This is a genomic window from Sphingomonas sp. TREG-RG-20F-R18-01, assembly GCF_022662475.1.
Lineage (GTDB): Bacteria > Pseudomonadota > Alphaproteobacteria > Sphingomonadales > Sphingomonadaceae > Sphingomonas.
The window spans coordinates 283376-303449 of the sequence record NZ_JAKNQQ010000005.1; the positions used below are offsets into that span (position 1 = coordinate 283376).

General features: G+C 67.3%; 14 protein-coding genes. 10 read left to right on the plus strand and 4 right to left on the minus strand.

Annotated features, from left to right (window positions below; translation table 11 throughout):
• Window positions 1-54: 54 nt before the first annotated feature.
• The 3 genes from L8K25_RS15335 to L8K25_RS15345 are packed head-to-tail and all read left to right on the plus strand — an operon-like array spanning window position 55 to window position 4339.
• Window positions 55-2427: an FdhF/YdeP family oxidoreductase gene (locus tag L8K25_RS15335; protein ID WP_242139845.1), complete on the plus strand. Its 2373-nt coding sequence runs from the start codon at window positions 55-57 to the stop codon at window positions 2425-2427.
• Entirely contained in the window at window positions 2424-3212 is a 789-nt protein-coding gene (locus tag L8K25_RS15340) for a formate/nitrite transporter family protein (RefSeq protein ID WP_242139846.1), read from the plus strand. Before L8K25_RS15335 ends, L8K25_RS15340 begins: the two co-directional genes overlap by 4 nt.
• Before the next feature lie 11 nt (window positions 3213-3223).
• A complete protein-coding gene (locus L8K25_RS15345; RefSeq protein WP_242139847.1) occupies window positions 3224-4339 on the plus strand; it encodes an NADH:flavin oxidoreductase/NADH oxidase in 1116 nt (371 codons plus the stop codon).
• A gap of 172 nt (window positions 4340-4511) precedes the next feature.
• On the opposite strand, the gene L8K25_RS15350 is transcribed toward L8K25_RS15345, so the two are convergent.
• Window positions 4512-5147, minus strand: a complete 636-nt coding sequence (locus L8K25_RS15350) for a peptidylprolyl isomerase (RefSeq protein ID WP_242139848.1) — start codon at window positions 5145-5147, stop codon at window positions 4512-4514.
• A 281-nt stretch (window positions 5148-5428) separates the two neighbouring features.
• Between L8K25_RS15350 and L8K25_RS15355 the strand changes: the two genes are divergently transcribed.
• From L8K25_RS15355 to L8K25_RS15370, 4 genes are all read left to right on the plus strand, one after another.
• Window positions 5429-6760 carry a flagellar hook-length control protein FliK gene (locus L8K25_RS15355; RefSeq protein ID WP_242139849.1) on the plus strand — a complete coding sequence of 444 codons (1332 nt, stop codon included), beginning with the start codon at window positions 5429-5431 and terminating at the stop codon, window positions 6758-6760.
• A gap of 10 nt (window positions 6761-6770) precedes the next feature.
• Entirely contained in the window at window positions 6771-7439 is a 669-nt protein-coding gene (locus L8K25_RS15360; protein WP_242139850.1) for a flagellar hook capping FlgD N-terminal domain-containing protein, read from the plus strand.
• A 400-nt stretch (window positions 7440-7839) separates the two neighbouring features.
• A complete protein-coding gene (locus L8K25_RS15365; protein ID WP_242139851.1) occupies window positions 7840-9813 on the plus strand; it encodes an EAL domain-containing protein in 1974 nt (657 codons plus the stop codon).
• A 137-nt stretch (window positions 9814-9950) separates the two neighbouring features.
• Window positions 9951-10769 (plus strand): universal stress protein, encoded by an 819-nt coding sequence (locus tag L8K25_RS15370; RefSeq protein ID WP_242139852.1) that lies wholly within the window; start codon window positions 9951-9953, stop codon window positions 10767-10769.
• Window positions 10770-10802: 33 nt separating this feature from the next.
• On the opposite strand, the gene L8K25_RS15375 is transcribed toward L8K25_RS15370, so the two are convergent.
• Together L8K25_RS15375 and L8K25_RS15380 are read right to left on the minus strand one after the other, a co-directional pair.
• Window positions 10803-11804 (minus strand): acetate kinase, encoded by a 1002-nt coding sequence (locus tag L8K25_RS15375; protein ID WP_242139853.1) that lies wholly within the window; start codon window positions 11802-11804, stop codon window positions 10803-10805.
• Window positions 11801-14188, minus strand: coding sequence for a phosphoketolase family protein (locus L8K25_RS15380; RefSeq protein WP_242139854.1), 2388 nt, complete (start codon window positions 14186-14188; stop codon window positions 11801-11803). The genes L8K25_RS15375 and L8K25_RS15380 overlap by 4 nt, the downstream gene beginning before the upstream one ends.
• 121 nt (window positions 14189-14309) lie before the next feature.
• Between L8K25_RS15380 and L8K25_RS15385 the strand changes: the two genes are divergently transcribed.
• The 3 genes from L8K25_RS15385 (at window position 14310) to L8K25_RS15395 (ending at window position 19645) form a co-directional block, all read left to right on the plus strand.
• Window positions 14310-14945 carry a trimeric intracellular cation channel family protein gene (locus L8K25_RS15385; protein ID WP_242139855.1) on the plus strand — a complete coding sequence of 212 codons (636 nt, stop codon included), beginning with the start codon at window positions 14310-14312 and terminating at the stop codon, window positions 14943-14945.
• A gap of 105 nt (window positions 14946-15050) precedes the next feature.
• Complete coding sequence (uvrA, locus tag L8K25_RS15390; RefSeq protein ID WP_242139856.1) at window positions 15051-17948, plus strand: excinuclease ABC subunit UvrA; 2898 nt, start codon at window positions 15051-15053, stop codon at window positions 17946-17948.
• A gap of 641 nt (window positions 17949-18589) precedes the next feature.
• Window positions 18590-19645: an acyltransferase gene (locus L8K25_RS15395; RefSeq protein WP_242139857.1), complete on the plus strand. Its 1056-nt coding sequence runs from the start codon at window positions 18590-18592 to the stop codon at window positions 19643-19645.
• 7 nt (window positions 19646-19652) lie between these two features.
• Here L8K25_RS15395 and L8K25_RS15400 read toward each other — a convergent pair whose 3' ends face one another.
• Window positions 19653-19937 (minus strand): hypothetical protein, encoded by a 285-nt coding sequence (locus L8K25_RS15400; protein WP_242139858.1) that lies wholly within the window; start codon window positions 19935-19937, stop codon window positions 19653-19655.
• Between the last annotated feature and the right edge of the window lie 137 nt (window positions 19938-20074).

Here is a 20074-nt window from a genome sequence, read left to right on the forward strand (position 1 = left end):
GGCATGGCGCGGACAGACTAGCCGTGCCGCGTGCGGCACGCCGGAGACTTTACAATGCGCACCAAACGCCCAGACGGCATCAAGGACTATACCGGCCCCGCCGGTGGCTGGGGGGCACTCAAGGCGGTCGCCATCTCGCTCAAGGCGCAGCAGATCGTCAGCCGCGGCGCGCAGACGCTGCTCAAGTCCAACCAGCCCGACGGCTTCGATTGCCCGAGCTGCGCATGGCCCGACCCCAAGCACACCAGCTCGTTCGAATTCTGCGAGAATGGCGCCAAGGCCGTCGCGTGGGAATCGACCGCGAAAAAGATCGGCGCGAAGTTCTTTGCCGAACATAGCGTCGAGGATCTGTGGAAGCAGAGCGACCATTGGATCGAGGACCAGGGCCGCGTCACCGAGCCGCTGCGCTACAATGCGGCGACCGGCCATTACGACGTGGTCGGCTGGGAAGAGGCGCTGAGCGAGATCGGCGCGGGGCTCGCCGCGGTGCCGGATCCGGACCAGGCCGAATTCTACACCTCGGGCCGTTGCTCGAACGAAGCCGCGTTCCTGTTCCAGCTGTTCGTGCGGCTGTACGGCACCAACAACTTCCCCGACTGCTCGAACATGTGCCACGAGGCGACCTCGGTCGGCCTCCCCAAGTCGATCGGGATCGGCAAGGGTACGGTCAGCCTGGACGATTTCGACCATGCCGACCTGATCCTGTCGTTCGGCCACAACCCCGGCACCAACCATCCGCGGATGATGGCGACGCTGCGCGACGTCGCGCGGCGCGGGGGAAAGATCATCGTCTTCAACCCGCTCAAGGAACGCTCGCTCGAACGTTTCGAATCGCCGCAGTCGGTGGTCGAGATGGCGACGATGTCGGCAACCCCGATCGCGACGACCTATCTCCAGGTCAAGATCGGCGGCGATGCCGCCGCGATCAAGGGCATCGCCAAGGCGCTGCTCGTGCTCGACGATGCCGCGCAGGCGGCAAAGGCGGCGGGTGCGGCGTCCGAGCCGGTGCTCGACCATGCGTTCATCGCCGACCATACCGCCGGGCTCGACGCGTACAGCGCCGACCTGCGCGACACGCGCTGGGAAACGATTGAGCGCGACAGCGGCCTGACGCGCGCCGAGCTCGAGGGCGTCGCGCAGATCTATGCCGCGTCCAAGGCGACGATCGCCTGCTACGGCATGGGCATCACGCAGCATCGCAACGGCACGAGCAACGTCCAGCAGATCGCCAATCTGCTGCTGCTGCGCGGCAACATGGGCCGTCCGGGCGCGGGGATCTGCCCGCTTCGCGGCCATAGCAACGTGCAGGGCGACCGCACGGTCGGCATCACCGAGCGCCCGAAGCCCGCCTTCCTCGACCGGATGCGCGACGTCTTCGGGTTCGAGCCGCCGCGCGGCGACGGGCATTCGGTGGTCGAGAGCATCGCCGCGATGCGCGACGGCAAGGCGCGCGCGATCGTCTGCCTCGGCGGCAATCTCGCGATCGCCTCGTCCGATCCGCAGGCGTGCGTCGAGGGGTTCCGCAACATGGATCTCGCGGTGCACATCACGACCAAGCTCAACCGCACGCACCTGCTGATGGCCAAGGCCACCTATGTCCTCCCGTGCCTCGGCCGGACCGAGCTCGACACGCAGGAGACCGGGCCGCAGTCGGTCAGCGTCGAGGATTCGATGTCGATGGTCCACGCCTCGCGCGGGTTCCTGAAGGCGCCGGGCGAGCATGTGAAGTCCGAGATCTGGATCGTCGGGCAGATCGCCAAGGCGACGCTCAAGGGCAAGGGCGGGATCGACTGGGATGCCTTCATCGGCAATTACGACCTGATCCGCGACAAGATCGAGGCGGTCTTCCCCGACTTCGCCGACTATAACCGCCGCGTGCGCGAGCCGGGCGGGTTCCATCTGCCCAATTCGGCTGCGCTGCGCGTGTGGAAGACCGACAGCGGCAAGGCCAATTTCATCCCGACGCCGCGCAAGGACGATTCGGCCGCGATCGACCCGTCGGTGCTGCGCCTCACCACGCTGCGCGCGCATGACCAGTATAATACGACGGTCTACAGCCTCGACGATCGCTATCGCGGGGTGTTCGGCCGCCGCGACATCCTGTTCATGAACGACGCCGACATGGCGCGTCTCGGCTTCGCCGAAGGCGACGTCGTCGATGTCGCGACCGCGCTCGAATTCGCCCGCGCCGACCGCGTGGTACAAAAGCTGACGGTGGTGCGTTACGCGCTGCCAGAGGGATGCTGCGCATCCTATTATCCGGAGACCCAACCCTTGATCGCGCTCGAAGACCATGATCCGCAAAGCTTCACCCCGTCGTACAAGTCGGTGCCGGTGACGATCCGCCCCGCCGCCGCCGACATGGGCGCCGAAATCGGCGTCGCCCGTGCGGGCGTCGTCGGTCATGCGAAGCGTATTCCGGCATGAGCGCTGGCTACGCGTCGACGATCGACACCTACGCCAAGCTCGCCGCGACCAAGGCAGCGGCGCTCCGCCGCTCGCCCGCGGGTTTCTTCGTCGGCGCGATGCTGGCGGGGACGTATATCGGGATCGCGATGATCCTGGCGCTCAGCACCGGCGCGGGGCTGCCCGCGGGCGTCCGCCCGCTGGTGATGGGCGGGACGTTCGGGATCGGCCTGATCCTGACGGTGTTCGCGGGTGCCGAGCTGTTCACCGGCTATGTCATGTATCTGGGCTTCGGGCTGGCGCATCGCACGATCACGCTGTGGGAAGCGGTGCAACTGATCGTCGTCGTGTGGATCGGCAACCTCGCCGGCGGGATCATCCTGTCGCTGGTATTCGCCGCCGGCGGCGGTGGCGCGGTGTTCGCCAATGCCGACTCGATGTTCCACGCCTATGTCGCGCACAAGGTCGAGGCGAGCGCGTTCGCGCTGCTGGCGCGCGCGATCCTGTGTAACTGGCTGGTCTGCCTCGCGATCTGGACCGCAGCGCGGATGCAGGGCGATGCCGCCAAGTGTATCGCGATGGCGTGGATCCTGCTCGCCTTCGTTGCGGCCGGGTTCGAGCATTCGGTCGCCAACATGACCGGGCTGACGCTCGGCCTGCTGGTCGATCATCCCTCCGTCACGCTGATCGGCGTGGTGCGCAACCTGGCGATCGTGTCGCTCGGGAACGCGATCGGCGGGCTGGTGTTCGTCTGCGGCGGCTATCTCATGGCGGCTCGCACCGACGCCGTGGTCGTCGCCAAGTAAAGGAACCCGCCATGCCCGGCCCGCGTCTGTTCGAACCGCTGACGATCGACGGGCTGACGCTCGCCAACCGCATCGTCATCGCGCCGATGTGCCAATATTCGGCAGTGGACGGGTGCATGACCGACTGGCACCTGATCCATCTCGGGCAGCTCGCGCTGTCGGGCGCGGGCCTGCTGACGATCGAGGCGGCGGCGGTCGTCCCCGAAGGGCGGATCACCTATGCCGACGTCGGCCTGTATGACGCTGCGACGCAGGCCGCGATGGGCCGGACGCTCGACGGCATCCGGCGGCATTCGGACATGCCGGTCGGGGTCCAGCTCGCACACGCCGGGCGCAAGGCGTCGACCGACCTGCCGTGGCACGGCGGCGCGACCATCGCGCCGTCATCGCCCAATGGCTGGCAGACGGTCGCGCCCTCGCCGCTCGGCTTCGGCGCGGACGACACGCCGCCAGTCGCGCTCGACCGCGACGGGCTGGCGGCGCTGCGCGATGCGTTCGCCGCTGCGGCGAAGCGCGCGGCCGAACTCGAGCTGGATCTCGTCCAGTTGCACGGCGCGCATGGCTATCTGCTCCACCAGTTCCTCTCGCCGCTCTCCAACCGGCGCGACGACGCGTACGGCGGCAGTCTCGAAAACCGGATGCGCTTCCCGCTCGAGGTGTTCGACGCGGTGCGCGCGGCGTTCCCGGCGGGCAAGCCGGTGACGATGCGCGTCTCGGGCACCGACTGGGTCGAGGGTGGCTGGACGATCGACCAGACCGTCGCCTTCGCGCAAGCGCTGGCAGCACGCGGGTGCTCGGCGATCCACGTGTCGAGCGGCGGGCTCGACGCGCGGCAGGCGATCCCGGTCGGGCCGGGCTACCAGGTGCCGCTCGCGCGCGCGGTCAAGCAGGCGGTCGGGATCCCGGTCGTCGCGGTCGGGCTGATTACCGAACCCGACCATGCCGAGGCGATCGTCGGGACGGGCGACGCCGACCTCGTCGCGGTCGCGCGGACGATCCTCTACGATCCGCACTGGCCGTGGCACGCCGCCGCCGCGCTCGGCGGGACGGTGGTGGCGCCCAACCAGTATCTCCGCTCGCAGCCGCGCCAGTACAAGGACCTGCTGCAGCCTCCCCGTCAGCGGTAGCGATTCCCGACGAACCCAAGAATACGCTTCCCCGGCGAAGGCCGGGACCCAGCCGTGAGGCGGGAGAGTGCGGGCGACTGCGCTTCGCTACCAAAACCGGCGCGACTGGGCCCCGGCCTTCGCCGGGGTAGAAGTTTTGGTTCACCCGGGAAAACGGTTTGAAAACCGATCGTTACTTCCGCGGCAGCAGCTGCCACACCTTGATCCGCCCGGTCGGATGCGGCGTCCCGTCGAGCCGCACCGCGCGCACGATCGAGACCGGGCGACGCAGCGTCTCGCCCTTCATCGCGCCCTCGCCGCCCTGGCTGGTCGGCATTGCGAGGATCCGCCGGACGACGTCCATCCCCGCGACGACCTTGCCGAACACCGCATAGCCGGGCGACCCCGGTCGTGCGTCCATATTGGGGAACGGCCCCGACATGAGCGAGAAATTGGCGGTCCCCGAATCGGTCGCATCATAGCGCGCCATCGAGATCACCCCGTCGACATGATGCAGGCCGGTCCGGCTGGTCGGCTCGAGCGGCAAGGTCCCCAGCCGCCGCCGCGCATCGGTGCCGATCCCGCCCTCGATGAACCCCAGCCCGGGCTTGCCCGGCCGCCGCGAGGCCCGGAAGAACGCGGTCCCGTCGAGCCGCTGGTCATCGACATAGGCGAGGAAGTTGGTCGCGGTGCGGGGGGCGTGGCGCGTATCGACCGCGACCGTGATCGGCCCCGCCGACGTCTCCAGCCGGACCCGCACCAGCGGGGGCTCGACCGGTGCCGCGCCGGTCAGCAGCACCAGCGCCAGGATACCCACGATCAACCGCATGCAACACGTCTCCGAACCCATAGTGCCCTTCCTCTAGGGACAGTTGCGCCGAAGCGGAACGGGACACGACCAGCCGGGGATCGCGCGGGACGAACCGCGCGCCGCACGCCGGGGTTGCGATCGGCCCCCCGCGACCGGAACCCGCGCACGCCCTCTATGATGGGACGACGCATGGCCGATGGGAGAAGCGCGTGCCGCCAGTTGCCGCCGTATCGTTCCTATCCGCACCGACGCCGTCCAGTCCCGTTGGCGTCTCCACCGCCACGGATTCATTCCAGCACGTGCTGTCTGCATCCGCGACCGTAGCCGTCGGCGATACGCCCCCCGGCACGCCCGGGTCGGTCGCGGCGAGACCGTCTGCGACAGAGGCTGGCCTGACGGTGGCGGCCACCGTGGCGACCGCAGCGCGCTTCGATGCCGCAGCCGGGGCGCCTCCCGCTGGCATCGCCGCGCCCCGGCCGGGCACCGGGGCCGGTGGGCTCGACGCCGTGCCCGCAGCGCCCGTCGCCGCGCCTGCAGCCGCACATACGCCCTCGCTCGCGCCGGGGGCGGATGTACCCGAGCCGATGCGGGCGGCCGGGACGCCGAAGGAGTCGACCGACCCGGCAGGGCTCCCGCCGACCGGTGGCACGGTTCCGGTGCAGCCACCGTCCGTCCCGGATGCGCCCCCCGCAATCGATGCCAGGGGGCAAGCCGCGCCCCGTGGCCTCGGCAAGACATCGTCCAGAACGGCAACCGACAAGGGCGTCGCGAACGATACCACCGCAGCCGACGATGCCATGGCGGCGCCGCCGGGCACGCCGATGCTCATGCCCGCAGTGCCTACCACCCGCGCGCCGGTGCCGCCGGCTGCGCCGTCCGCGCACGGCGCGGCGACCGGTGCGGGGATCGGCACGGTCGCGCCCGGACCGCAGGACGCGGGCAGCGCGGCACAGGCGGGAGCTGCCGGGGCATCACCGACCACCGCGATGCCAGAAGGCACGGCGCATGACCCGGCGACCCCGGCCGGGTCGCCGCCCGATCGTCCGACGGCCGTCTTGGGCGTCGCCCCGGCCCAAGCGGCACCGACCGGCCCCGCTGCGGCATCGCCGCAACCGCCGTTCGTCCTGCCGACCCAGCACTCGCTCGCCGCGCCCGCCAGCGCGCCGCCGCTCCCCGCCCCGTCGCATGGCCCCGTGGATGCCGGGACGGCGCGCGCCGCGGCGATCGGGCAGGACGTCGGCCTGGCGATCGCGCGGCACGTGGGCGGGGACGGCACCAGCACGCTGACGATCCGGCTGGATCCGGTCGAACTCGGCCGGGTCGAGGTGCGGATGCATATCGACGCCACGGGCAAGATGCTGGCGACGATCTCGGCGGACCAGCCCGCTGCGCTCGACCTGCTGCGGCGGGATACGGACACGCTGGCACAGACCGTGTCGCAGGCCGGGGTCCAGGCGGATGCCGGCAGCTTCCGGTTCGACTCGCGTTCGGGCGCCAATGGCGAACGGGCGTGGGCATCGGCCGCGCAAGCGCGCCGTACCGCGCCCGAAGACGACGCCACCCCGATCATCGCGCCCCCCGCCCCCGCAACCGGCCTGCGCGCCAGCGGGCGGATCAATCTCGTAGCCTGAGGACCCCCGCATGACCACGATCACCGCCGCGACCGCCGCGACCGGCACGACGACCGCCGCCAGCACCAGCTCCGCCCTGGCGAAGCTGACCAGCGATTCGAACATGTTCCTGAAGCTGCTGACGACCCAGATGCAGAATCAGGATCCGCTCAAGCCGATGGACACGTCCCAATATACGCAGCAGCTCGTGCAATTCTCGCAAGTCGAACAGTCGATCCAGCAGAACCAGTCGCTCAAGGACATTCTCGCCAAGCTGTCGTCCAGCGACCTCTCGAACGCCGCGTCGATGATCGGGCACGTCGCCAGCTTCGACAGCAGCATCGCCGCGCTGGGCAGTGCCGGCGGGGCGAGCTGGACCTATACCACCGACCGATCGCCGCAGGCGCTCGTCGCGACCATCAGCGACGCGAATGGCAACACCGTCTCCACCCAGGCGGTCGACCCCGCCGCCAGCAGCTTCACCTGGGACGGCACCGATTCGCAGGCCAACCGCGCGTCACCCGGCGCCTATACGCTCGCGCTGTCCGCGACCGATGCGGCCGGCGCCACCATCCCCGCCGCGATCAGGGCCCAGGGTCAGGTGAGCGAAGTATCGCTCGACGGCGGCCAAGTGAGTCTGCTGGTCAACGGACAGAAATATGCGGCATCTAGCCTGGTGCGACTGACGAACGCACAGTGACCCGCGGGTCGCACGGCGCCCTACCTCGATGTGTGTATGGCGAACCACAGTGTCTGCGCCTATTCCTCTTGAGCAGTCAACGTTGATGCTTTCGCCCTGTAGCAGATCTTCAGCGTCGTTTCGGCAGATTTAGCGTCGATAGGCATACGTCATACGAACCACATATCATCTCGATCGGCGGTCTACTGCCGACGCTCGCGCCGGGCCGGGCCGCGCGGCAAACGGCGACCGGGAGTCGCCGGCTGGCGCCGCCGAACGACAGCACCCGCCCGCGGCACAAAGACGACGGGCGCCGCGATCATCCGAAGGGACGAGTATTTCCTCAGTCAATTCAGGGCATTCGAAACGATACCTTAACGATGGTCCGTCTAGCCAGGAAATGCTCGAGGAATATACGGCGATGCCCCTTTCCAAAAACCATCTGCCGACAAGTGAAACACCGCTGGTTGTTGCAACGCTGTTGCATTTCCGGCGCCAGGTGCCGTGGATGTACGCCCTGCTCGCGATCAACGCGACGGCGCTGGCCTATACCCATGCCGGGCTCGCGCCCCGCTGGATGACCCATGCGCTTCCGGCGCTGCTGGTACCGCTGATCCTGTGGCGGATGTTCCGCTGGCTAATGCCGCCGACGCCGGAGATGCTGACGGAAGCCGGCGCGACCCGCATGATCAACCGCGCGACCGTGCTCGGATCGTTCTTCGCGGTGGCGTTCGTGTCGTGGGCGCTGGGGCTCGCTGCCTATGGCGGCCCGTATGAACACGGGCATGTCGTCGTCTTCATCGGCATTACCGTGCTCGGGTGCCTGTTCTGCCTGACCCATTTGCCTGGCGCCGCGACCGCGGTGGGTATCCTCGTCAGCGTTCCGCTGGTCGTCTATTGCCTGCTCAGCGGCAACCCCGTGTTCGTGTCGGTGGGCGTCAACATCGCGCTGGTCACCGCGGTTTTCCTGATCGTCCTCAAGGACGCGCATCGCGTGTTCCACAATCTGATCGCGTCGCGCAACGCGCTCGTCACCGAACGGCAGCAGGCACAGCGGCTGAGCGACGAGAACCGGCTGCTGGCGCATACCGACGTGCTCACCGGGCTGCCGAACCGGCGCTATTTCTTCGGGGCGCTGGAGGCGATGCTGGAGGCGCGCCATCAGCCGGACCCGGCCGCCCCCGCCACGCCGTTTTGCGTCGGCGTGCTCGACCTCGATCGGTTCAAGGCGATTAACGACACCTATGGCCATGTCTGCGGCGATCGCCTGCTCGGCGAGATCGGGCAGCGCCTGAACGCGGCCGCGCAGGGCCCGCTGACCGTCGCCCGGCTGGGTGGCGACGAGTTCGGCGTGCTGTTCGACGGCCCGCCCGACCTGGCGCAGCCCGCGATTCGGGCCTTGTGCAGCAATATCCATGTCCCGATCGCGATCGACGGATTCGAGGTGACGCTGGGCTGTTCGGCCGGGATCGCCGTCTATCCCGAGGCGGGCACCACCGCGCATGCGCTGTTCGACCGGTCCGATTATGCGCTCTACCACGTCAAGGCGCATCAGCGCGGAGGGTGCGCGGTCTTCTCGCACGAGCAGGAGGCGCTGATCCGGGTCGAGCAACGGGTCGAGGCCGCCTTGCAGGTCGCCTGCCTCGAGCGCGAGCTGGAGCTCCACTACCAGCCGATCTTCGATACCAGGACGATGACGGTCACCAGCGTCGAAGCACTGGCCCGCTGGAAATCGCCGGTTCTGGGCGAAGTCGCCCCCGCGACGCTGATCGCCGCGGCCGAACGGCTCGGCGTGATCAACGCGGTCACCTTGATCCTGTTCGAACGCGCGCTGACCAGCCTCACCGTGCTGCCCGATCCCGTCTCGCTGTCGTTCAACCTGTCGGCGCAGGATCTGATGTCGCCGTCCACGATGCGCGAAATCGTACGGATGATCGTCGCGACCAACATCTCGCCCAAGCGGATCATCTTCGAGGTGACCGAGACGTCGCTCGTCACCGACATGGCCGCTGCGCGCGAGGCGCTGGAGCGGCTGCGCGACTTCGGGGTGCGCACCGCGCTGGACGATTTCGGAACCGGCTATTCCAGCCTGTGCTCGCTGCACGAACTGCCGCTCGACATCCTCAAGGTCGACCGCACCTTCGTCAACGGCATGGCGACGGGATCGGGGCGCAGCATGGTCGCGGCGATCCGCAACCTCGCGCAGTCGCTGTCGCTGGACTGCACGATGGAAGGGATCGAGACCGAGAACCAGCTGATCGAGGTGACCCTGGCGGGCTATCGGTATGCGCAAGGGTATCTGCTGGGTCGCCCGATGCCGATCGACGCGCTGTTGATGACGATGCGCGAGCAGCACGTCCACTTGCCCGAGGCCGCGCGCCACAGCGTCGGCTGAGCCCCCCTGTGCGCACTACGTAGAGACACCGGCGTGGTCCGGCTGCATCCCGACGGGGCAAGACGCAGGCGCGATGTCCCGTCGCGGCCGCGATGCCCAAGACCCGGCAGCTTGCGAGGCCGGGACGGAGATGCCGCATGCCGTTCCGGACCCTGATGGTGCATCTCGACGCGGGAGACGGCAATGCCAGCGTGCTGGCCGTGACGGCCGCCCTGGCGGCGCGATACGAGGCCGGCGTGATCGGCATCGCGGCCTGCGAGCCGATCCAGATCGGCTATGTCGATGGCGATTTCGCCGGCGCGCTGGCGGTGGCCGAGCGCGAGATCGTCGACGATACGCTGAAGACCGCCGGCACGGAATTCCGCGAATGTGCCGCCCTGCGGCGCCACGTCGTGGGATGGCGATCGATCCCGACGCTGGAGCCGATCGCGCACGTCGTCGCGACGGAGGCGCGCTGCGCCGATCTGGTCATCACCGGGGTCTCGACCGGCGGGATCGACACGTCGCGCCACGCCGACACCGCCGACCTGGTGATCCGCGCCGGACGCCCGGTCCTGGTGATCCCGCCCCACGCCGTGTCCGCAGCCTTCGAAACGGTGCTGGTCGCGTGGAACGACACGCGCGAATGCCGCCGCGCGATCAGCGACGCCCTGCCGTTTCTGGCGGGTGCCGAGCGCGTCGTCCTTGCCGGCGTCGGCAGCGCGCTGGGGGAGATCCGCGCGCAGGTCGACGACGTGGCGGCATGGCTGCGGCGGCACGCGATCACCGCCGACATCGTCATCGCTCGCGGCGATGCGGGCAATGCCAGGACCCTCGCCACGATTGCCGACGACCGCGCGGTCGACCTGATCGTCGCCGGGGCCTATGGCCACAACCGCCTCGCGGAATGGGCATTCGGGGGCGTGACGCGAACGCTGCTGCTGAATGGCAATCACTGCGCGCTGTTGTCGCACTGAGCGCGGCCGGGTGACGGCCAGGCGGGGCCCGCGTCAGGCGAGCAATCGCGCCGCGTGCCAGGCGATCTGGCGGTTCTCCCGCGAGGGGAGCACGCGCTGCGGCACGGTCCCCGCCCAGGCGAGATCGGCCCGGATCAGGCCGCGGACCTGCGCGTCGTTCTCGCCGATCCCGCCGGTGAAGACGATCAGGTCCGCACCGCCCAGCGTCACCAGCATCCCGGCAACCTGCTTGGCGACCGATCGGCAGAAGATGCGGATGGCAAGACGCGCGGCGGCCGTGTCGGTGCCGTGCAGCACCCGCAGATCCGCCGAGACGGCGGACAGGCCGAGCAGGCCCGACTCGCGGTCGATCACCGCCTCGATCGCCGCCGCATCCATCCGGCGTTCACGCAGCAGGTACAGCAGCAGCCCCGGGTCGATGTCGCCCGCGCGCGTTCCCATCACCACCCCGCCCGAGGGCGTGAGCCCCATGCTGGTGTCGACCGAGCGTCCGCCGCGCACCGCGGTCACGCTCGCCCCGTTGCCGAGATGCGCGATGACCAGGCGGTCGGGCAGCGCGTCCCCCAGCTGCGCGACGATCGATTCACACGACAGGCCGTGGAAGCCATATCGCCGGATCCCGTCCGCGCGCAGCGCCGCCGGGATCGGCAGCGTCCGGGCGACGTCGGGCATGTCGGCATGGAACCCGGTATCGAAGCAGGCGACCTGCGGCACGCTCGGATAGCGCGCCTGCGCCAGCGCGATCATCGCCAGCGCGGCCGGACCGTGCAGCGGGGCAAACGCCGATGCGCGCCGCAGCCGGTCGATCACTCCCGCATCGATCACAACCGGCGCAAACAGCTCGGTGCCGCCATGCACGATGCGGTGGCCGATCGCATCCGGCGTCACCGCCCCGATCCGGTCGAACAGCGCGGTATCGGCGGTGCCATGCTCGATCTCGCCGGCGGCGATCTCGCGCAGCGGATCGGCGTCGGCATAGACGCCGAACTTGACCGAGGACGACCCGCCGTTGAGCGTCAGGATCGTGCGCGTCACCGCGACCAGCGCCAGTCGCGGATTTCGGGCAGGTCCTCGCCATGCTCGGCGATGTACAGCTTGTGCCGCTCCATCGTCGCCCAATAGCGCTGCGTCTCCGCCCCGACCCGGTCGCGCAGCCGCGGAATGCGCACGATCGCGTCGAGGGCGAGCCGGAACCGGTCGAGATCGTTGAGCACGACCATGTCGAACGGGGTGGTCGTGGTGCCCTCTTCCTTGAACCCGCGCACATGGAAATTGTGGTGGTTGGGCTGGCGATACGCTAGCCGATGGATCAGCGCGGGATAGCCGTGGAACGCGAAGATCACCGGGACGTCGGACGTGAACAGCGCGGTGAAGGCGCTGTCGTCGAGTCCGTGCGGATGCTCCGATTGCGGCTGGAGCACCATCAGGTCGACGACGTTGACGACGCGGATACGAATGTCGGGGATATATTCGCGGAGCAGCTGTACCGCCGCGAGCGTCTCCAGCGTCGGCACGTCGCCCGCGCACGCCATCACCACGTCGGGCGTTCCGTCCGGGTCACTCGCCCAGTCCCAGATGCCCGCACCGGCGGTACAGTGCCGCACCGCCTCGTCGATCCCGAGCCACTGCCATTCGGGCTGCTTCCCCGCGACGATCACGTTCACATAGTGCCGGCTGCGCAGGCAATGATCCGCGACCGACAACAGGCAGTTCGCATCGGGCGGCAGATAGATCCGCGCGACGCTCGCGGTCTTGGTCGCAACATGGTCGAGGAACCCCGGGTCCTGGTGCGACAGCCCATTATGGTCCTGCCGCCAGACATGCGAGGTCAGCAGGTAATTGAGCGACGCGATCGGCCGCCGCCACGCGATGCCGCTCGAAACCTTGAGCCATTTGGCATGCTGGTTGACCATCGAATCGACGATGTGGACGAACGCCTCGTAACAGCTGAACAGCCCGTGCCGCCCGGTCAGCAAATAGCCCTCGAGCCAGCCTTGGCAGAGATGCTCGCTCAGCACCTCCATCACCCGCCCGTCGCGGTCGAGATGCTCGTCGACGGGGTCGATCTCCGCAATCCACGCCTTGCCAGACACCTCATAGACCGCCTGCAACCGGTTCGACGCGGTCTCGTCCGGGCCGAACAGGCGGAAGTTGGTCGTGTCCGCGTTGAGCGCCATCACGTCGCGCAGATAGCCGCCGAGCACCGCGGTCGCCGCCGCGGTCACCGCGCCCGGCGCGGGCACCGCCAGCGCGGACGCGCGGAAATCGGGAAGCGCGAGCGGGACGAGCAGCTCGCCGCCATTGGCGTGCGGGTTCGACCCCATCCGGCGATGCCCGGTCGGCGCGAGCGACGCATAGTCCTCGCGGAACTTGCCGTTTGAGTCGAACAATTCGTGCGCGTCGTAGCTTTGCAGCCACGTGTCGAGCTGGACGAGATGCTCGGGGTTCTTGAAGTCGGCGATCGGCACCTGGTGCGCACGCCAGGTGCCCTCGACCGGCTTGCCGTCGACCTCCTTCGGCCCGGTCCACCCCTTGGGCGTCTTGAGCACGATCATCGGCCAGCGCGGGCGTGCGGCATCGTCCGCGCCGGTGCGCGCGATCCGCTGGATCTCCGCGATCCGCGTGAGCACCGCATCCAGCGTGGCGGCGAGCAATTGGTGGACCATCTCCGGATCGTCGCCCTCGACGAACCACGGTTCGTGGCCATAGCCGTGCAGCAGGTCGGTCAGTTCCTCGCGGCCGATCCGCGCGAGCACGGTCGGGTTGGCGATCTTGAAGCCGTTGAGATGCAGGATCGGCAGCACCGCGCCATCGCGTGCGGGGTTGAGGAACTTGTTGCCGTGCCAGCTCGCCGCCAGCGCGCCCGTCTCCGCCTCGCCGTCGCCGATCACACAGGCGACGACCAGATCGGGATTGTCGAACGCCGCGCCGTACGCATGCGCAAGCGAATAGCCGAGCTCGCCACCTTCGTGGATCGACCCCGGCGTCTCAGGCGCAACATGGCTCGGAATGCCACCCGGCCAGGAGAATTGGCGGAACAGCCGGTCCATCCCGCCGCGGCTCCGCTCGATCGCGGGATAGCGTTCGGTGTACGATCCTTCGAGATAGGTGTTGGCGACGATCCCGGGGCCGCCGTGCCCGGGGCCGACGATCAGGATCATGTCGAGATCGCGCTCCACGATCACGCGGTTGAGATGGACGTACAGCAGGTTGAGCCCCGGCGTCGTCCCCCAATGCCCCAGCAGCCGGGTCTTGACGTCGGAGATCGCGAGCGGCTGATCGAGCAAGGGGTTGGAGCGCAGGTAGATTTGCCCGACTGACAGGTAATTGGCCGCGCGCCAATAGCCGTGCATCCGCCGCAGCAAATCGGGCGAGAGCGGCGCTTCCGGGGGCGGGACCGAGGCGATGGGGTCGGTCATGCGGGTTCCTGTCGATGGCTGGCCCTGTCCTTGCGCGTTCGGCACGGGCGCGTCTCTGGAGGAAACTACGTAGCGCGCGGTGCGCATTCCCTTGGCGGGCAGGCTGCCCTAGGGAACGGAAATGCCCGCGCAATTCCCCTGGCAATTCGGCTCCGTGCTGCCGTGGCTCGACCTGTTCGGGATCGCCGTCTTCGCGATCACCGGCGCGCTCGCCGCGATCCGGCATCGCCAGACGCTCGTCACCGCGACCTTCTTTGCGCTGATCACCGGCACCGGCGGCGGATCGGTGCGCGACCTGCTGATCGGCGCGCCAGTGTTCTGGGTGCACGACCGGCTCGTCGCGGGGACGTGCCTCGCGGTCGCGGTGCTGGTGTGGACGACTCCGCAACGCTGGTGGAAGGGCACCGCGCTCGACTGGCTCGATGCGGTGGGCCTGGCGGCGTACGCGGTGTTCGGCGCGGCGAAGGCGCTCGCGTTCGGCATTCCACCGGTGCCCGCCGCCTTGATGGGCGTGGTGACCGCGTGCGTCGGCGGGATCATCCGCGACGTGCTCGCCGGCGAACCGTCGATCCTGATGCGGCCGGAGCTTTATGTGACCGCGGCGGCACTGGCGGCAGGGCTGTATGTGGTGCTGGTGACGGTGGGGGTATCACCCAACCTCGCCGCGCCGGTGGCGGCGGTTTGCGGCTTTGCGCTGCGGGCTGCGGCGATCCATTTTAGGCTGGCGCTACCCGCCTACGGCAAAGCCCCCGATTAACCCACCCGTGGACGGCTCGGCGCAAGGGAACCCTCGTAACCGGCCGCGCGCTTTCCTATCTCATCCTCTGGCGCTTCCATCAGAACAGAAGTAGAACTCGCTCTTATGCTGACTCATATTTCCGTGCGCGGCGCGCGCGAGCACAATCTCAAGGACGTGTCGGTCGATATCCCGCGCGATACGCTGACGGTCATCACCGGCCTGTCGGGGAGCGGCAAGTCGAGCCTCGCGTTCGACACGATCTACGCAGAGGGCCAGCGCCGCTACGTCGAATCGCTCAGCGCCTACGCGCGCCAGTTCCTCGAACTGATGCAGAAGCCCGACGTCGACCATATCGAGGGCCTGTCGCCGGCGATCAGCATCGAGCAGAAGACCACCAGCCGCAACCCGCGCTCGACCGTCGCGACCGTCACCGAGATCTACGATTACATGCGCCTGCTGTGGGCGCGCGTCGGCATTCCGTACTCGCCCGCGACCGGCGAGCCGATCGCCGCGCAGACCGTCAGCCAGATGGTCGACCGCGTGATGGCGCTCCCCGAGGGCACGCGGCTCTATCTGCTCGCGCCGGTCGTGCGCGGGCGCAAGGGCGAATACAAGAAGGAGCTGCTCGAATGGCAGAAGGCAGGGTTCACCCGCGTCCGCATCGACGGCGAGATCCATGAGATCGACGAAGCCCCCGCGATCGACAAGAAGTTCAAGCATGACCTCGAGGTCGTCGTCGACCGCCTCGTCATCGGTCCCGACATCGCGACGCGCCTTGCCGAAAGCTTCGAGGCCGCGCTGAAACTCGCCGACGGGCTCGCCTATGTCGACCCCGCCGATCCGGTCGAGGTCCATACCCCCAAGCAGGAAGTCCTCGGCGACAACGCGCCCCCCGGCCGCATCGTGTTCAGCGAGAAGTTCGCCTGCCCGATCTCGGGCTTCACGATCGCCGAGATCGAACCGCGGCTGTTCTCGTTCAACGCCCCCCAGGGCGCGTGCCCGGCCTGTGACGGCCTCGGCGAAAAACTGCTGTTCGACGAGGATCTCGTCGTCCCCAACCATGCGCTCAGCATCAAGAAGGGCGCGGTCGTGCCGTGGGCCAAGTCCAACCCGCCGAGCCCTTATTACATGCAGGTCCTCGGCAGCCTCGCGCGCGAATTCGACTTCAGCCTCGAAACCCCCTGGGAAGACCTGCCCGACGAAGCGCAACGCACGATCCTGCACGGCACCAAGGGCAAGCCCGTCACGCTGACCTTCATCGACGGCAAGAAGTCGTACGACGTCAAGAAGCCGTTCGAAGGCGTGATCGGCAACCTCAACCGCCGGATGCTCTCGACCGAGAGCGCGTGGATGCGCGAGGAACTCAACAAATACCAGAGCGCCGCGCCGTGCGAGGTCTGCCACGGCGGCCGCCTCAAGCCCGAGGCGCTCGCGGTCAAGATCGGGATGCGCGACATCTCGAGCGTCACGCGCCTCTCGGTCGTCGACGCGCTCACCTGGTTCGAGCAAGTCCCCGCCGACCTCAGCGACCAGCAACGCGCGATCGCCGAGCGGATCCTCAAGGAAATCCTCGAGCGCCTCGGCTTCCTCAACAACGTCGGGCTCGACTATCTCAACCTCGATCGCACCTCGGGCACGCTGTCGGGCGGCGAATCGCAGCGCATCCGGCTCGCGTCGCAGATCGGCAGCGGGCTGTCGGGCGTGCTCTACGTGCTCGATGAACCCAGCATCGGGCTCCACCAGCGCGACAACGACATGCTGCTCAAGACGCTGCGGCGTCTGCGCGATCTCGGCAACACCGTGCTCGTCGTCGAGCATGACGAGGATGCGATCCGCACCGCCGATTATGTGATCGACATGGGGCCGGGCGCGGGCGTGCGCGGCGGGCATATCGTCGCGCAGGGCACGTTCGAGGAAGTCCTCGCCAATGAGAACAGCATCACCGCGGATTATCTGTCGGGCCGACGCGAGGTCGCGGTGCCCAAGACCCGGCGCAAGGGCAATGGCAAGAAGATCACCGTCCACAACGCCACCGCCAACAACCTGAAAGGCGTGACCGCGAGCCTCCCGCTCGGCACCTTCACCTGCATCACCGGGGTCAGCGGCAGCGGCAAGTCGAGCTTCACGATCGACACGTTGTTCGCCGCCGCGTCGCGCACGCTGAACGGCGCGCGGATCGTCCAGGGCAAGCACGACAAGATCACCGGCCTGCAATATCTCGACAAGGTCATCGACATCGACCAGTCGCCGATCGGCCGCACCCCGCGCTCCAACCCCGCGACCTATACCGGCAGCTTCACCCAGATCCGCGACTGGTTCGCCGGGCTCCCCGAATCGCAGGCGCGCGGTTACAAGCCCGGGCGATTCAGCTTCAACGTCAAGGGCGGGCGCTGCGAGGCGTGCCAGGGCGACGGGTTGCTCAAGATCGAGATGCACTTCCTCCCCGACGTCTATGTGACGTGCGACGTGTGCCACGGCGAACGCTACAACCGCGAGACGCTCGAGGTGAAGTTCAAGGGCAAGAGCATCGCCGACGTGCTCGACATGACGGTCGAGGATGCGGTCGACTTCTTCAAGGCGGTCCCGCCGATCCGCGACAAGATGGCGATGCTCGAGGAAGTGGGCCTCGGCTACGTCAAGGTCGGCCAGCAGGCGACGACACTGTCGGGCGGCGAGGCGCAGCGCGTCAAGCTCGCCAAGGAACTGTCCCGCCGTGCGACGGGACAGACGCTGTATATCCTCGATGAACCGACGACCGGGCTGCATTTCGAGGACGTGCGCAAGCTGCTCGAAGTGCTCCACCAACTGGTCGAGCAGGGGAATACGGTGGTCGTGATCGAGCACAATCTGGATGTGATCAAGACCGCCGACTGGGTGCTGGATCTAGGGCCTGAGGGCGGTGTGAAGGGCGGGGAGATCGTCGCGCAGGGGACGCCGGAGGTTGTGGCAAAGGCGAAGGGCTCGTTTACCGGCAAGTACCTTGCCCCGCTCTTGAGCCGTCCCGCCGCTACGGCGGCATGACGACGACGGAGTGGTCGTGGCCGCAGGTCGAACAGTCCGGGGGACTGTTCGATCGAGTACATGCGCAGCAGGGCGTAATCAAGACCGCGGACTTGATACTGTCTCGAGTGTGAGGTCGGCGTCTAGGGCGCGATCGTCGAACAGAGATGATCGTGGTTTCTCGAAGGGATTCTCCGGGTTTTGCGCTCGGGCGCGCAGTGGCGCGACCTACCCGAGCGGTATGGTCCCGCTGATCACATGCTACAACCGCCTTTCCCAGGGGCGCACGCTGGCGTTTAGGAGCAACTGATGGATGCCATCATCGCGACGATGATATCCAGATGACTTGAAGCCCTTCAATCCCGGGGCACCAGCAGGCTACGACCGCAAAAGAGGGGGCCTTGATTCAGCGCCTCGGTCGCTTCCGAGGCGGGTTCACGACCAAGGTCCACGCGGTCGTTGATGCGCAAGGGCTCTCGATCCAACCAAACCTGACAGTAAATGGGTGATACAACGGAACCGCTGTATCTGGACTGCCGGATCGCATTAATTCGCAAGTTTTTGCGGCAAAAGTGCTCACCGAATGGTGACCGACATCTAGCTTTTATTGGAGAAGAGATCTATCGACCCATTGCAAATATTGTCTCGGGGGGGACATACACGTGCCGATCAACCATATATCGCCACTTGATGGTTTCCGCGCTCTTGCGATTCTGATCGTCTTTGTCGCACATTGCGGACTCGAAAAGCTTGTCCCGGGCGGATTCGGGGTCACTATATTCTTCTTTCTGAGCGGTTATTTGATCACCACGCTACTGCGTGCAGAGTTTGCGCAGACCGGACGTATTGACATAAGAGCCTTTTATGTCAGGCGAAGCGTACGCATCTTGCCCTCACTCTACATTACAGTCCTGCTCCTTCTGGGTTTAACCCAATGGCTTCCCGCCGAGCATCCTGCCGAGTTCTGGGGTGTATTTTTGCAACTGGCCTTTCTGACCAACTACCCCTGGATTACCGGCAATGCACAGGGGGTCACCGGACCGCCGCTGTGGAGCCTCGCGGTCGAAGAGCATTTTTACCTGGTATTTCCTGTTATTTTTTCGGCGACGTTAGCGGCCCTTCCGCCGCGAAAAGCTGCTGGCCTGTGCCTGGGTGCGTGCATCGCGGTTCTCGGGATCCGTCTTGCAACCGTTGCGACCATATCCGACATCGGCAAAATCTATTATTGGACGCACACGCGGATCGACAGCATTCTCTTCGGATGCTGCCTCGCTTTGTGGCAGAATCCGGTTCTCGACAAAGGCGCATGGCGGCCACGTCTTCTCCACGTGCTGTTCGCCTTGGCCATTCTCTTGGGGTGTTTAGCCATCCGGGACGAGCTTTTTCGCCAGACGGTCCGTTACACCTTGCAAGGCGGTGCGTTGTTCGTGATCTTCAGCTACGCTATTCATGATCGCGGCTGGATGTCGATCGCACTCTCCACCCGACCGCTGCGTATAATCGCGCTCTATTCCTATACGCTGTACTTGATTCATGTGCCTATTATCGCCGGGGTACATGCCCTGTTTCCAGCGTTGGGGCTGCTGGGCCTCATCGTCATCAGCGGCGCGCTCTCGATGCTGTACGCCGCAGGAATGTATGCGCTGGTCGAGCAACCCGCGGCAAACTGGCGCCGACGCTTCCGTTCATTCAGCAGGACGATACCCCTCGCGACCTGACGCGACATCACGGTCGCCCCCCAACTCGCCAACACCCCGTGCCAGTGTCCCGTGCGTCGGACAGGTCAGCCCGAATGGCGCCGTAAGGAAGCTTGCCGCTTCCTAGGACGAGCGGCGCTGCGGCGGTCGGCCGCGCACGACGCTGTTCGGGACCGAGATACCCCGTCGCCGGGCCGATCACCGCCCCGCCGACCGACACTTCCGCCACGTCGAGCAACGCGTCGGTCAGCTCGGGCGCTTCGTCCGCGGGATCAAGCCAGCCGCGATCAGAATGTCGAACGCTCTCGGTCATCGGCCTTCCTCATCGAAGGGTTCGACGTCCATGCGGGGGAAGCAACGCCCCGACTTCCGGGAGCATGCCCTCCCACCCCCGCCGTCACCCTGAACGCGTTTCAGGGTCCACCGCTCCACAGGGACGGTCCAAGCGTG